This is a genomic window from Ideonella oryzae (assembly GCF_024055665.1).
Taxonomy (GTDB): domain Bacteria; phylum Pseudomonadota; class Gammaproteobacteria; order Burkholderiales; family Burkholderiaceae_C; genus Ideonella; species Ideonella oryzae.
This window is the reverse complement of the sequence record NZ_JAMXMC010000005.1, coordinates 223,445-237,189: the sequence shown is the minus strand read 5'-3', so window position 1 is coordinate 237,189 and position 13,745 is coordinate 223,445. Positions and strand designations below refer to the sequence as shown.

11 protein-coding genes are annotated in these 13,745 nt (G+C 63.9%); 6 read left to right on the top strand and 5 right to left on the bottom strand.

All coding sequences use genetic code 11. The features are described from left to right. Positions 1–105: 105 nt before the first annotated feature. The gene (locus M0L44_RS09955; protein WP_252769571.1) at positions 106–1,080 is read right to left on the bottom strand and encodes a restriction endonuclease subunit S; all 975 of its coding nucleotides are present in this window, start codon (positions 1,078–1,080) and stop codon (positions 106–108) included. Positions 1,081–1,355: 275 nt separating this feature from the next. Continuing rightward, positions 1,356–3,779, bottom strand: coding sequence for a type I restriction-modification system subunit M (locus M0L44_RS09950; protein WP_252769570.1), 2,424 nt, complete (start codon positions 3,777–3,779; stop codon positions 1,356–1,358). Between the two features lie 142 nt (positions 3,780–3,921). Here M0L44_RS09950 and M0L44_RS09945 point away from each other — a divergent pair, with 142 nt between their 5' ends. Further along, on the top strand, positions 3,922–4,617 hold the full coding sequence (locus tag M0L44_RS09945) for a hypothetical protein (protein WP_252769569.1): 696 nt from the start codon (positions 3,922–3,924) through the stop codon (positions 4,615–4,617). A 29-nt stretch (positions 4,618–4,646) separates the two neighbouring features. Here M0L44_RS09945 and M0L44_RS09940 read toward each other — a convergent pair whose 3' ends face one another. Further along, a complete protein-coding gene (locus tag M0L44_RS09940; protein ID WP_252769568.1) occupies positions 4,647–5,438 on the bottom strand; it encodes an SLATT domain-containing protein in 792 nt (263 codons plus the stop codon). A gap of 154 nt (positions 5,439–5,592) precedes the next feature. On the opposite strand from M0L44_RS09940, the gene M0L44_RS09935 reads away from it, so the two are divergent. Beyond that, positions 5,593–7,101, top strand: a complete 1,509-nt coding sequence (locus M0L44_RS09935) for an aldehyde dehydrogenase family protein (protein ID WP_252769567.1) — start codon at positions 5,593–5,595, stop codon at positions 7,099–7,101. Between the two features lie 55 nt (positions 7,102–7,156). On the opposite strand, the gene M0L44_RS09930 is transcribed toward M0L44_RS09935, so the two are convergent. Beyond that, positions 7,157–8,311, bottom strand: a complete 1,155-nt coding sequence (locus M0L44_RS09930) for a helix-turn-helix domain-containing protein (protein WP_252769566.1) — start codon at positions 8,309–8,311, stop codon at positions 7,157–7,159. A 295-nt stretch (positions 8,312–8,606) separates the two neighbouring features. Here M0L44_RS09930 and M0L44_RS09925 point away from each other — a divergent pair, with 295 nt between their 5' ends. The 4 genes from M0L44_RS09925 (at position 8,607) to M0L44_RS09910 (ending at position 12,530) form a co-directional block, all read left to right on the top strand. After that, positions 8,607–9,458 (top strand): transporter, encoded by an 852-nt coding sequence (locus M0L44_RS09925; protein WP_252769710.1) that lies wholly within the window; start codon positions 8,607–8,609, stop codon positions 9,456–9,458. A gap of 87 nt (positions 9,459–9,545) precedes the next feature. After that, complete coding sequence (locus M0L44_RS09920) at positions 9,546–11,219, top strand: PQQ-dependent dehydrogenase, methanol/ethanol family (RefSeq protein WP_252769565.1); 1,674 nt, start codon at positions 9,546–9,548, stop codon at positions 11,217–11,219. Positions 11,220–11,221: 2 nt separating this feature from the next. Continuing rightward, on the top strand, positions 11,222–11,596 hold the full coding sequence (locus tag M0L44_RS09915) for a c-type cytochrome (RefSeq protein WP_252769564.1): 375 nt from the start codon (positions 11,222–11,224) through the stop codon (positions 11,594–11,596). Next, positions 11,580–12,530, top strand: coding sequence for a substrate-binding periplasmic protein (locus M0L44_RS09910; RefSeq protein ID WP_252769563.1), 951 nt, complete (start codon positions 11,580–11,582; stop codon positions 12,528–12,530). The genes M0L44_RS09915 and M0L44_RS09910 overlap by 17 nt, the downstream gene beginning before the upstream one ends. 148 nt (positions 12,531–12,678) lie before the next feature. Here the strand turns inward: M0L44_RS09910 and M0L44_RS09905 are convergent, their stop codons facing one another. Continuing rightward, positions 12,679–13,641 carry an IS5 family transposase gene (locus M0L44_RS09905; RefSeq protein WP_252769562.1) on the bottom strand — a complete coding sequence of 321 codons (963 nt, stop codon included), beginning with the start codon at positions 13,639–13,641 and terminating at the stop codon, positions 12,679–12,681. Positions 13,642–13,745 lie beyond the last annotated feature (104 nt).

Below are 13,745 nucleotides of genomic sequence, written 5' to 3'. Positions count from 1 at the left end.
ATATCTGGACGCTCATTAAGTTGAATCTAGCCGTCTCGCAACTGGACGGCACCTGGAGCGCAAGTGCACTTTGTGCACCGGCGGCCAGGGTCGACGAACCTGCGCTCAGGAGGCCACCGGCAGCCGGATGCGGCCGGTCAGCAGGGCCTGGGCCATGGCCTGCTTGAGGGCGCGGGCTTTGGTGAGGCGGGCTTCAAGGGCGGTGATCTCGGCGTCCATGTCGGAGAGGACTTGGGCGATGGCCTTTTGTTCCTCGAACTCGACTGGAGCCCGCACGAGGAACTCCGCCAACTGGCGTTTACCGATTTCAAGAAAGGTACTTCCAGAGCACAGGGCCAACAGGGCCTGCTTCTGAGTGCCAATGAGGTAGTAAAGAAACTCGCCGCTGGTTCCAGCGTAGGGTACGAGGTTCTTGAACCCCTGGTTCGTCGTAAGCGGCACCGAGGCTATTGCGCATTCGCCGATAGTGGCTCTGGATGTCATCACCACCGTGCCCGCGGGGAGAAGTTCGGCAGAGCTCGCTTTCTGGCCCTTCTCGCTCAGAGTACGGGTGGTTTGGGAGATGTACTTGCCGCCTGCCAGTGCCGTGATATCCGTTGGCGTGCACCACGGAATGTCGCCATCCCAGAATTCGGACTGACGTGTACTGGGAGTGCCTCCGCTGCGGATTTCAGCAAGCACGGCGAGGTTGCACTCCGTCCACTTACCGGTGAACCCCGGCAACCGCCGCTTGCCGGTGAGCAGTTCCTGCATGGCGCCTTGCTTGATCTGGCGCTTCTTGGTCAGCAGTTGCTCCAGCGAGTCGATCAAGTTGTTCGCATCCGAGAGAACTTCAGCTATCGCTCGTTGCTCTTCTTCCACGTTGGGAGCGAGTACAGGAAAGGCTTCGAGGATAGCGCGGTCGATCTTCACCATTGAGCCGCTTGAGCCTCGAGCGGTCTTCGCGAAGTAGGAGCGTCCTTTCGGCGCCAGCAGCTGTTCAAGCAACAGGTGCTTATGGATCGTTGACCCCACGCGTACTCGCATCAGCAAGTCCGGGTACGACGCAGGTGCCGGATCGCCGTTGTAGATGCCGGCCAAGCCCACGCGCTCTGGAGTGTTTGATCTACTGACGAGTAGATCGCCGGTGGCGAGGCGGCTAGCGGTAACACGTGGATCTCCTGTAGGAGCGGGCTTTGCTCCCCGCGGGTCATATCCAGAGCTTCCAACAGAAGCAAGGGAGAGGATCCACTCGCCAGTGAAGTGCGTTGGACACACAGGGCTGAAGCCGTTTCGGATCGGCTCAGCCAGGTGATCGCGCAATTCGGATGTACGCCATCCGTCGGGAATGGCACAAGGTGGCACAGACGCCCTACTCATGCGAACCCCATCTTCTCCAGATGCCCCGCCACCCGCGCCTCCAGGTCCGTCACCTGCTGCGCCAGCTCCGGCATCGTCTGCCCATAACGCTCGGCCAGTTCCTTGACCCGCCCGGTCAGCGCCTGGCTCACGCGGTCCAGTTCGCCATGCACGGCCGCACCCAGCGCGGCCATCCACTTGTGGTCCACCACCAGGGTCTTCACCTCATTGGGCGTCAGCGTGGCGTAGCGGGCCAGGGCCTTGGCGTCGAGCTCGGCGTCCAGCGTCTTCATGCGCTTCTTCAGGCCGCTGGCCTGTTCGGACAGGTCCAGCCACTGCTTCAACACCGCCAGTTCGTCGGCCGCATCCGGGTCAGGCCCGATCTCCTTGATGCGCGACTTCACTTCCTTGTCGTTGATTTTGTCGAAGCCGTCGAACGCGGCGTCCGGGCCGCTGTGCTCTTCTTCCAGTTCGGTCTGCTTGGCCAGGGCGCCTTCCAGTTCGGCACCCAGCCGGTCCAGCTCGGCCCGCTCGGCGGCAAAATGGTGCTCCACCAGCAGGGCCTTGGGCACCAGGTCGCAGGCCCAGCCCTTGTCCACCGTCTTGCCCGGCGTGCCATCCTTGTTCTTCCTGGTTTCCAGCACGCGGTGGGGCCGGGCCACCCAGCCGTCTTCGTCCAGCAGGTAGGCATCGTCCTGCATCGTCTCGGCCCAGTAGTCCATCAGGTGCTGGTAGACGGCGTAGGGGTCGATCAGCTTCTGCGCCGAGGGCTGCTGTTCGTAATGGGCCAGCAGGCCTTCGGCCAGTTCGACGATGAGCGCCTTGGGCTGGAAGCCCGGTGACAGGGCCTTGAGCCGCTGGGCCACTGGCGTGCGCCAGGCTTCGAAGTGGCCGGCCATCGCCTGGGTGAAGGCCTGGAACTCGGGGTGCTGATGGATGGTGGCCTTGAGCGCCGCGGGCGGCACCGTCAGGTCCTGGTAGCCCGGCCGGCGGGGCTGGAACAGGGCGGCCCGCAGTTGCGGGCACACGGCCCAGTAGCGGGCCAGGGCCTGCACGTCGGCCTCGGGGATGCCGCCGTTCAGGTGGGCGTCGATGTCCTGGGGGTCTTCCGGCGTGCTGCTGTCGATGTAGCGCGGCAGGTTGAGGTTGAAGTCGTTCTGCTCGATCTCGTCAAAGCCCACCATGCGGGCAAAGCGCGGGTCGCTGTCGTCCAGTGTGTGGAAGGCGTCGACGATGCGGTGGATATCGCGCTCGCGCAGGCGGTTCTTGGGCCCGTCCTTCATGAAGCCCTGGGCGGCGTCGATCATGAAGATGCCCTTGCGGGACGCCGCACCGGCCTTGTCGATGACCAGGATGCAGGCCGGGATGCCGGTGCCGTAGAACAGGTTGGCCGGCAGGCCGATGATGGCCTGGATGAGGCCGCGCCGCACCAGGTTCCTGCGGATCTCGGCCTCGGCATTGCCGCGGAACAGCACGCCGTGCGGCAGGATGCAGGCGGCCCGTCCGGTGCTTTTGAGCGAGCGGATGATGTGCAGCAGGTAGGCGTAGTCACCCTGCTTGGCCGGCGGCACGCCAAAGCCGTCGAAGCGGCCGTAGGCGTCGGCCTCGGGCTGCAGGCCGTTGCTCCAGCGCTTGTCGGAGAACGGCGGGTTGGCCACCACGTAGTCGAAGGTCTTGAGCTGGTCGCCCACTCGGAACTTCGGGTCGGCCAGGGTGTTGCCCTGTTCGATCGCCGCCGTCGGGTTGTGGTGCAGGATCATGTTCATCCGCGCCAGGCCGCTGGTGACTTCTTCCTTTTCCTGACCGTAGAGGGTGACGGGCGTGGGCGCAGCCTCGGCCACCTTCAGCAGCAGCGAGCCCGAGCCACAGGTCGGGTCGTACACGGTGGTGTGGGGTGTGGTGGCGGCCTGGGCGATGCCCAGCACCTGGGCCATCACGCGGCTGACTTCGGCCGGGGTGTAGAACTGGCCCTTGCTCTTGCCACTCTCGGTGGCGAAGTGCCGCATCAGGTACTCGTAGGCGTCGCCCAGGATGTCGTCGCCATCGGCGCGGTGGCGGCTGAAGTCCAGGTCCTTCGATTCGAAGATGCCGATCAGGTTGGTGAGCTTGTCGACTTTCTCCTTGCCGGCGCCCAGCAGGGCGTCGTCGTTGAAGTCGGCCTTGATGCGCAGGCGGTTGGCCTCTTCCAGCGGGCGGATGATCCGCTTGTTGATCTGGTCGCCGATGTCGCTCTTGCCCTTGAGCGCCACCATGTCGGCAAAGCTGGCGCCCGGCGGAATGGTGATCTCCGCGAAAGGCTTGTCCTGGTATTTGTCGCTGATGTACTTGATGAACAGCAGCACCAGCACATAGTCCTTGTACTGGCTGGCATCCATGCCGCCGCGCAGTTCGTCGCAGGAGGCCCAGAGCTTGGAATAGAGGTCGGACTTCTTGATGGCCATCGGGGGCTCTGAGGGCGAAAAAACGGTGATTTTCGCCTTGATGGGCAGACCACCCGCAAGCAGGTGTTCTTTCGCCTGCGCGGCCCTGGGGCGTTGGCGCGGAGGGTGCGATCATGGGCGGGAACAGAAGATGGAGCGGGCCATGAACGCACAGCAGCGGGAATCAAGGACATTTCTCCGGGCCCACGCCTTCCTGCTGTGCGTGGTCCTTGTCGGATTCGCGCGCAGCTTCTACCTGCGCGGGCTGTTCTTCGACAGCCCACTGCATCTGCGTCTGGCGGTCCATGGGGTCGCACTGACGCTGTGGTTCGTGCTGACGGTGGCCCAGGCCTGGTTCGCCGCAAGCGGCCGGAGAAGCCTTCACGCCAGGACGGCATGGACCGCGGTTCTGGTGGTTCCTGCCGTTCTGATCACCGGCGCCTGGGTGAACACCGCCCTGGCCTGGCAGATCCAGTCGGCGCAGGACCCGGAGAACATGTTCATCTGGGCCAACTACATGAGCCTGCTTTCGTTTGCGGCGCTTGTGGTCATGGCGGTGGTGAGGCGGCGGCGGCTGCCTGAGCACCGGCGACTGGTGCTGTTCGCGTCCATTGCGATCATCGGTCCCGCGTTCGCCCGCTTCGCGTTCTGGCCGGTCATCGGGGCGGGGCTGACGATGGCGCCGGCCTTTGCTGGCGCTGGCATGTTGCTGCTCACCCTGGCTGCGGCCGCTTACGACTGGGCCACGCAGCGCCGCGTGCATGCGACGACGCTGGCCGGATTCGCCGCCATTCTTCTGCCGCTGCTGACGGGAACGGCCTTGGCGGTTTCCGGACTTGGCTTCGGGCTGATTCACTGAATCGGATTGACCTGGCCCCCGCTCCGGCTTCAGCTGGGCTTGTTGTTTCCACCGGCCGAACCTGCCTCCATCATCTGACGGTACTTCTCCAGGGCTGCCAGAAGTCCTTCTCCCCATCGGTCCGTTTCAGAGAGCGTGGTGGCGTGCAGATCGGCTGCGTACGCCAGGACGATGTCGAAGCCCTTCGCCAGGTCTTCCTTGGCGGTCGATGATTCGGTCAGGTGCCGACACCATCGGATGCGCGAGGCGGTGATGAGCTTCTCCAGGTTCAGCTGGGTGCTGACAAACCTGATGTGGCCATCGGTGCCGCCGAAGAGCGAGTTGGCGGCGAGAAAGCTCGCAGCGACCGCCAGGAAGGTGTAGCCGTACTGGCCAAGGTGCTTGAATTCGGGTGCGTCGGTGGACCCGAGCAAGGGCAGAAGCAGGCCGACCGATCCGCAGATCCAGGCCCCGAACCGGGTGACACCTGAGACCCACGCCCGGGTCCCGCGTCGGCGGTAGTAGTACGAGACCTCCGCTTCAGCCAGTTGATCCACCGCGGTGAAGAGAACGGACAGCGAGGCGCCGGCATGGGCCTCCGTCCAGTCCAGATCGCGCACCGCTTGCATGAAGGCGTGAAGCCGTCGCGGGTCTTCCGGGCGCAAGCGGCGCAAGAAGCTCTGGAAGCCGTTCATGGCGCGTTTCCTTGGGTGGGCGGATGACTCGCGCAGCCTATCGTTGCGGCCAGGGCCCTGCAAGGTGGATGTGGTCACGGCCATGCCTGCCCGCATCGACCGCTCGATGGGCTGACTGCCGGCGGGCTTGTCTTGGGCATAGGGCATGGGGTGTCTGGACGGTCCGGAGCGATTCATGGCAGTGTTCTGGGACGGCACAAAAACACCTGGGGTTTGCACTCAACTACGCGAGCCCGACCGACTTCTCTAAGGTGACGGAACCACCTGACACAAGGTGATCCATGCCAAAGAGGAGCAACCGATGGAACTTTCCGACATTCGTCATCTGGTCACCGAGCAGACGCTGGCCTTTCTCAGCCTGCCGGAGCACCGGCTGCTGATCGACAACGAATGGGTGGCTGCGCGCAGCGGCGAGACCTTCGAGACCATCAACCCCGCGACCGAGAAGATCGTGGGCAAGATTGCATTCGCAGATGCCTTCGACGTCGATGCCGCAGTGCAGGCCGCTCGACGCGCGCTGGATGATGGCCCTTGGAGCCGCATGCGTCCTGCAGAGCGACAGCGTCTGATGCTGAAGCTCGCCGACCTGATCGAAGCGAACGCCCAAACGCTTGCTGAACTCGAGTCGATCGACTGCGGGAAGTCGGTCGGTCTGGCCCGCGCCGTTGACATGGCATTGGTGATCGAGTTCTTCCGCTACATGGCGGGATGGGCGACCAAGATCGAGGGCACGGTCACGGAGACCTCGGTGCCATTCGCCCCCGGCCAGCAGTTCATGACCTACATCCGCCGGGAGCCTGTGGGTGTCGTGGCCGCGGTGGTGCCATGGAATTTCCCGTTGCTGGTGGCTGCATGGAAGTTGGGCCCGGCCCTGGCTGCTGGTTGCACTGTGGTGCTGAAGCCGGCCGAGCAGACGCCCTTGACAGCGCTGTTCCTGGGCCGTCTTGTCGTCGAAGCAGGCTTTCCGCCAGGTGTGGTGAACATCGTCACTGGCGATGGTCCTCGCACCGGCGCTCCACTGGTCCAGCACACCGGCATCAACAAGGTGAGCTTCACCGGTTCGACGGAGGTGGGCAAGCGCATCGGTCATGCGTCGGTCGACAACATGACCCGGTTCACCCTCGAACTTGGCGGCAAGTCCCCGGTGATCGTGCTGGACGACTGTGATCCCACGGCTGCAGCACAAGGCGCCGCGAACGCCATCTTCTTCAACCAGGGCCAGGTGTGCTGCGCAGGCTCACGCCTGTATGTGCACAAGAAGCAGTTCGACAATGTCGTCGCTGAAGTCGCACGCATCGCGGATGGGATGCGCCTGGGATCTGGCCTGGATGCGCAGGCGCAGGTCAATCCTCTCGTGTCGAAGGAACAGATGCGGCGTGTCTCGGATTACATCCAGACCGGCCTGAATCAGGGGGCCAAGCGCATCGCCGGCGGGCAGGCGCTGCCGGACAAGGGGTTCTACGTTCGCCCCACCGTGCTGGTGGACACAGCGAATGATCACCGGGTCGTTCGCGAAGAGATCTTCGGTCCCGTGCTCGTGGCCATGCCTTACGACGATCTCGACGAGGTGGCAGCGCGCGCCAATGACACCCCCTATGGTCTGGGCGCCAGCATCTGGTCCAACGACCTCTCGCGAGTGCACAAGCTCATCCCGAAGATCAAGGCGGGCACGGTCTGGGTGAACAGCCACAGCATGCTGGACGCCACCATGCCTTTCGGGGGCTACAAGCAATCGGGCATCGGTCGGGACATGGGGCGATCGGCTCTGGACGCGTACCTCGAAACCAAGTCCGTCTGGATCGCCCTGTAATCGGCGGCTGGGCAAGAGGACGTCCGGCAACCTCTGTCTGCACCCCGGGCCACGACTACTGGTCGCGGCCCTGGTTGCGCAGGTACCGATACAGAAGGCCGCGTGAAACGCCCAGCAATCTCGCCGCCTTCGACACGTTCCCGTGGCACTGGTCAAGGGCCTCTTCGATGGCGAATTTGTTGCTGTCCTTGAGCGATGTCGGAGTGGCAATGCGGTCGCAGCCTGACGCAGGCGGCGTGGTGCCGATCAACGCGGGTTCTGGCGAGGCCTCGCGACCGTCGTAATCGACGGCCATCCAGACCGTCAACCCCGTAGGAAGGGTGCGGGGCATGGCGCTCCCCTTGTGCGCGAGCGTCATCAGCGCATCGACATTGAGGCCGAAGACCTCCTCGGACGACGCTTGTCTCGTCGGTACGCGTCCGAAATTCAGCAGCGTCGCGCCGGCGCTGTTGAACCACAGCACCCGACCGGTACTGCCGTTCACGGCACACAGGCCCTCCAAGGGGGTGCGAATCAGGCTCGGGCTGGCTTGGAAGCGCAGCAGCACGTTCGACCTGGCTGAATCCGCCAGAAGGCGATTTTCGATGGACGTCGCGTAGACCAACGCCATCCCCGCGGCGTCGAACTTGAACGGCTCGCCGACGCAAGACAAATCGAGCACCGCGACCACGCTTCCGCTCGCATCGCGGATGGGAGCAGCCGCGCAATGCAGCGATGCCATGCAGCGGAAGAAGTGCTCGGCGCCCCGAACCACGGCGACCTCGCCCGTGCTCGCAGCCAACCCCGGCGCCCCGGTGCCGACTGCCAGCTCACCGATGGGCACGCCGATGCGCGCGACAGTGTGCATGAGGCCCGAACGGCTCGGCTCACGGGACGAGGCATGCACGACCACGCCTTCGCCGTTGGTCAACATGGCGACCGCGCCACTGCCGGCGATGGCCACCTCCAGCTCCGCCAGCGGATCGCGGGCCGCTTCCAGCAAGCGCCGATTCTTCGTCAGCACGGTGGCTGTGCGTGTCTTGCTGATCGGCTCGAATTCGATCCGTTCGTCAGGCTTGCGGCGCGAGCCCATGCAGCGGGACCATGACTGGATCACCGGCTCGGGCACCAGGCCCGACGGGCGCTGACCTTCCTCGAAGAACTGCTCGCGTGCCAATGCTGCGCGATCAGCATTCGTCGCAAAGAAGAGCTGTGATGGTCCTTTGGTCATGGGCGATGGAATCCACAAGGCGCAGCCGTTGGCTTGCCAGGATGATCGCAGTCGCCTTTCCTGGCGATCCTGGGACAAACCCCTTCGGAATCTGTGCTGGGGCGGAACAGTTCGGCCCGTTCCAAGACGGCGTTGCGGCGGAGAAATCTGTACCGCCCCGGCACAGTTTTCGTCAGGGAAAGTCCTCGTGTTTTTCGCTTCTCGTCGGTCCCGTAACTTTCGCTCCGCAAAACGCAGGCTTTGCAAGCAAAACAACTAGGAGACGACAGTGAAGACACCTCTTGTTCTGAGCACGATGGCTGCGGCGGCGGCTCTGATCCTCGTTCCGACGGTGGCCAAGGCGGTCGACGTTGACGCTGGCGATTACACCGCCCTGCCCGCGGGCACGAACCTTGGCCTCGCCTATTACCAGCACGCCACCCGCGATCGCCTGTACTCGCAGGGCAATCGCTTGCCCATCAATCCTGGCCTTGATTCCGATGTCGGCATCCTGCGCGGTGTGCATTTCATGGAGCTCGGTGGCTACGTCATCGATCCTCAGTTCCTGCTGCCGCTGGGTCGGCTGAAGGGCCAGGACGACACGTCTTCGCTCGGCTCAGCCAGCGGCGTCGGTGACCTCATCCTGGCATCGACCTTGTGGTTCAACAAGGCGGGCGAGAAGGAGAACATCGGGATCACGCCGTTCCTCTATCTCCCGACCGGCAAGTACGACAAGAACAGCGCGCTGAATCTGGGCGAGAACCGCTGGAAGTTCGCGTTCCAGGGGGGGTGGATCAAGCCGCTCAGCGACAGCGTCACCATGGACCTGGTGGCGGACGTGACCTTCTATGGCAAGAACAAGGACTTTGGTCCCACCAGCCTGACGATGAAGCAGAAACCGATGATGCAGTTCCAGGCGATGTGGCGCTATCACCTGTCGGCGGCTTCCGATCTGCGCTTCGGACTTTCGCAGTTGACGGGCGGCGAGACGCAGGTGGATGGCGTGAACCAAGACGACAGGACGTCGTCGTCGAAGTTCTGGCTGGGGGGCAGCACCTTCGTCGGCGCCAAGACCCAGCTGCTGGCGACCTATGGCCGAGACATCAGCGTGCGCAATGGCTTCAAGGAAGACAACCGCATCAACCTGCGCCTGCTGCAGATCTTCTGAGTAGCCGGGACCGCAGCAGCGGACACCCCTACTCCGGGATGCCCTCGCCGGCATCCCGCTCCAACGACACGATGAGGAAACCGACTCATGAACAGCATAAGAATCCTGGTCACCGCCGTCTTGGCGTTGACGCTCGGTTGGTCGACGGCGTTGCAAGCGCAGACCCTGGACGATCTCAAGGCTGATGCGCGCACCCCGGGTGATGTTCTGACCTATGGCATGGGCTACAGCAACCAGCGTTACAGCCCGCTGAAGGACATCAACAGGGGCAATGCAGGAAAGCTCCAGCCCGTCTGGGCGTACAGCCTGAACAATCCCCAAGGCCAGGAGTCCCAGCCGCTGATCTATCAGGGGGTCATGTACATCACGACCTCCAAAGACACGATCGCTCTTGACCCGATCACCGGCAAGCAGCTCTGGAAGCAGGATGTCGACTTGCCGCAGGACGTCTTCAAGTACGCCTGCTGCGGCATCATCAACCGCGGCGCTGCCATCTACGACGGCAAGCTGTTTCGCACCACGCTGGACGCCAACGTCGTGGCGCTGGACGCGAAGTCCGGCAAGCAGCTCTGGAAGGTCAAGGCCGCCGACTACAAGGACGGTCATGCCATGACCGGTGCCCCGCTGGTCGCCAACGGGGTGGTGATCACGGGCATCGCTGGTGGCGAGTACGGCACGCGTGGCTTCATTGACGGCTGGGATCCAGCGACCGGCAAGCACCTGTGGAAGTTCTGGACCACGGCCGCACCGGGCGAGAAGGGTGGCGACACCTGGCCTGGCGACACGGCGATGCACGGCGGTGCCCCCACTTGGCTGACTGGTGCCTATGACCCCGACCTCGACCTCGTTTACTGGGGCACCGGCAACGGCGGCCCGTGGAACGCCGAGGCGCGCAAGGGCGACAACCTCTACATCTGTTCCGTGCTCGCGCTGCGGCCAAAGACCGGTGAGTTGGTCTGGCACTATCAGTTCAGCCCGAACGACCTGTATGACTACGACGCGACGGAAGTTGGCATGCTGTTGGACATGAAGGTCGATGGCAAGGCGCGCAAGGTTTTGGCGCAGGCGAACCGCAACGGCTTCTTCTATGTGCTGGACCGCACCAACGGGCAACTGCTCGCGGCCAATCCGTATGTGAAGGTCAACTGGGCGGATCGCATCGACATGAAGACCGGGCGTCCCGTTGAGAGCGAGGTGACCAAGCGGATCCGTGCTGGCGGCACGGAAACCGTGTGGCCCTCCGTCCTGGGGGGCAAGAACTGGTCACCCATGTCGTGGAACCCCGAAACCGGACTGGCCTACGCCAATACGCTGAACATCTCATGGCAGTACACCTTTGCCAAGCCGGAATACAAGCGCGGTGAGTGGTATCTGGGCATGGACTTCAAGGGCGTCGACTTCCCGAAGGACCAGCCGAACGGCTATCTGTCCGCCATCGATCCGCTGACCGGCAAGACAAAGTGGAAACTCGCATGGCCGGGTCAACCGAGCATGGCGGGGACGCTGTCCACCGCAGGCGAATTGGTCTTCACCGGAGCCGCCACGGGCGAGTTCATTGCGGTCGATGCGGTCAAGGGCACCAAGCTGTACGAGTTCAATACCGGCAGTGGCATCGTCGGTCTGCCCATCACCTGGGAGGCCAACGGCAAGCAGTACGTCACCGTCCTGTCGGGCGCAGGCGGTGTCTGGGGCATCCTGGGTGACGAGCGCATGGCCGCCACGCCTGCGGGAGGAATGGTGTGGACCTTCGCAGTCAAGTGAAGATGCTGAGCACGAGTGGCCGGCGCCTGGGGACGTGGGTGCTGGTGTCGGTCACGCTGGGCCTTGGCCTGGGGTGGCAGGGATCGCAGGCCGCGGACACCCCGCCACATCAGCCGCTTCCGTTCACCCTGGAGCAGGTGCAGGCCGGACATGCGCAGTTCGACCGGACGTGCGCGCAGTGCCACGGTCGGAACATGGTGAACGCGGGCACCACGGTCTTCGACTTGCGCAAGTTCCCGGTCGACGAACGGGATCGTTTCTTCAACAGCGTGACCAACGGCAAGGGCAACATGCCCTCGTTCAAGGATGGACTGACCAATGAGCAGATTTCATCGCTCTGGTCTTACGTAGCGACCCGCGGTGGCAAAGAACTTTGACGGGAAATGGGCCCTTCTGGCTGGCCTCGTGTTCGTGTCCGGTTCCTTCGGGGTCGCAGGCGCTGCCGAGCCACTGAAGGTCTGTGCCGCTGAGCAGAACGCGCCGCTGAGCTATCAGGGGCTTGGCGGTCAGATTCGCGGGCTCGACGTGCGCATCGCACAAGCCGCCGCCGCGTTGATGGAACGCGATCTGGTGGTGGTGCCCTTCGACTCAAGCTACGAGAACGAGTCGACATTGGGCCAGGAGGTCAACGCCCTCCTGTCCGCGGGCATCTGTGATGCGGTCAGCGGATTTCCTCTGCTGAGGTCCGACCTCGGGCCGCCCGGCCGCGTGAAGGCGCGCACACCGGACTATCCCGGCGCACCACGGCGGCGTGACAGGCCGTTCATTGCGCTGCGGGAGATCGCCGCAACGCAGGCCTATCAGGGCGTGGCCCTGGGGGCTGCAATGCGAAGTCCTGGGGTGCCATGGGCGTCCTTGTCAACGCTCCGAAGCGAACATCCCGACTGGAAGATCGGGGTCGTCAGCGGAACGCTGGCTGGCACGGTATCCATGCTGTGGCGTCATGGCGCTCTTCAACACCAATTGGTTTCGCTCAACCAGCAGCAGAGCGCGCTGGAGCTGTTGAGTGAAGGGACGGTGGATGTGGCGATGGTGCCGCTCGCCCAATTCGACGGATGGCGTTTGAGCCATCCGAAGTCGCCGCTGGTTCTTGCGGGCTGGCGCCGTTCTCTCGGCGTGAACCTGGGCTTTGCGACCCTGGCGACGAACGAGGCGGTGCGTCTGGCGATCAACTCGACGATCGCCCAGGCCTTGACCCATGGCGACTTGAAGCAATGGGCCAGAGAGGAGGGTGTGACCTGGCAGGCGCCGGAGGCGCCGGACGTGTCGGGTCTGCCCAGCTTGGCGCAGCTTGCCGCCGACGAGCCTTAGGGAAGGTCTGCACAACTCGCAACCCGGCGTGGTGGTGCGCCGAGACGATGGGAATGTGATGCTGCAGCTGGCAGATTCGCCTTGGTTTCCATGCCCGCAGGTCCGAACAGGCCTGCGAACCAGGCAATTTGCCGTGCTGCGGACGCACTCATGCCACCGCTCCGATGAGTTTGCGCCGCGCCATCCACAGATTGGCCAGCGCAAACAGCGTGTGCAATTGCGCCGTGTTCTTGGCCAGCCCGCGGTAGCGCACCTTGATGTGCCCGAACTGGCGCTTGATCACTCGGAACGGGTGTTCGACACGTGCCCGGATGCCTGCTTTGACCTTCTCAAGCTGCTCGGTAAGGGCCTCGATCGGTTTGGTCGGGTCCAGCGTGCGACGCTTGCCCGGGCGCATGGCAATGTTCCAGCTCACACCGGCCCTGGCGTCCGGCCTCTTGTCGGCGCCTCGATAGCCGGCGTCGGCGTAGACCTCGCGGTCGCTCGGGCGTACCAGGCTGTTGGCCTCGGTCACGTCATTGACCGCGCCGCTGGTGCCTCGCACGGTGTGGACCAGGCCCGATTCGAGGTCCACCCCGATGTGGCACTTCATGCCGAAGTACCACTGCTGGCCCTTCCTGCTTTGCTTCATTTCCGGGTCGCGCTCGCCGCTGCTGTTCTTGGTCGAACTCGGCGCAGCGATCAGCGTGGCATCCACCACCGAGCCACCCTTGAGCATCATGCCCTTGGCGCTCAGCAGGTCGTTGACGGTCTGCAGGATCTGCGCGGCCAGCTTGTGCTTCTCCAACACATGCCGAAACCGCAGGATCGTGCTCTCGTCGGGCAGCCGCTCGTCCCAGCCTTCGAGCCCCGCAAACTCGCGGAACACCGGCATGTCGTGCAGCGCTTCTTCCATCGCCGGGTCGCTCAGCGCGAACCATTGCTGCATGAAGTGGATGCGCAGCATGGTCTCCGGCGAGAACGGCGGGCGACCCCGCTTGCCCTCCGGCAAAAACGGCGACACCAAGGCCACCAGATCGGCCCAGGGCACCACCTTCTCCATTTCGTCCAGGAACTCCCGGCGCCGCGTTCGCTTGGTCGTCTGTCCCAAACCCAGGCTGTGCTGCTTCATGGCCCGTATCGTCTCAGCGCTTCACGTTGGCGCCAAGCACCACGGGTTGCGAGTTGTGCAGACCTTCCTTAGCGGAACCAATCTGACCGCTCCCCGGCCGTACC

Bases quoted from the DNA above. Each gene is read 5' to 3' on its own strand.
- M0L44_RS09950 (WP_252769570.1), bottom strand. From the start codon at position 3,779: ATGGCCATCAAGAAGTCCGACCTCTATTCCAAGCTCTGGGCCTCCTGC.
- M0L44_RS09945 (WP_252769569.1), top strand. From the start codon at position 3,922: ATGAACGCACAGCAGCGGGAATCAAGGACATTTCTCCGGGCCCACGCC.
- M0L44_RS09940 (WP_252769568.1), bottom strand. From the start codon at position 5,438: ATGCCCTATGCCCAAGACAAGCCCGCCGGCAGTCAGCCCATCGAGCGG.
- M0L44_RS09935 (WP_252769567.1), top strand. From the start codon at position 5,593: ATGGAACTTTCCGACATTCGTCATCTGGTCACCGAGCAGACGCTGGCC.
- M0L44_RS09930 (WP_252769566.1), bottom strand. From the start codon at position 8,311: ATGACCAAAGGACCATCACAGCTCTTCTTTGCGACGAATGCTGATCGC.
- M0L44_RS09925 (WP_252769710.1), top strand. From the start codon at position 8,607: ATGGCTGCGGCGGCGGCTCTGATCCTCGTTCCGACGGTGGCCAAGGCG.
- M0L44_RS09920 (WP_252769565.1), top strand. From the start codon at position 9,546: ATGAACAGCATAAGAATCCTGGTCACCGCCGTCTTGGCGTTGACGCTC.
- M0L44_RS09915 (WP_252769564.1), top strand. From the start codon at position 11,222: ATGCTGAGCACGAGTGGCCGGCGCCTGGGGACGTGGGTGCTGGTGTCG.
- M0L44_RS09905 (WP_252769562.1), bottom strand. From the start codon at position 13,641: ATGAAGCAGCACAGCCTGGGTTTGGGACAGACGACCAAGCGAACGCGG.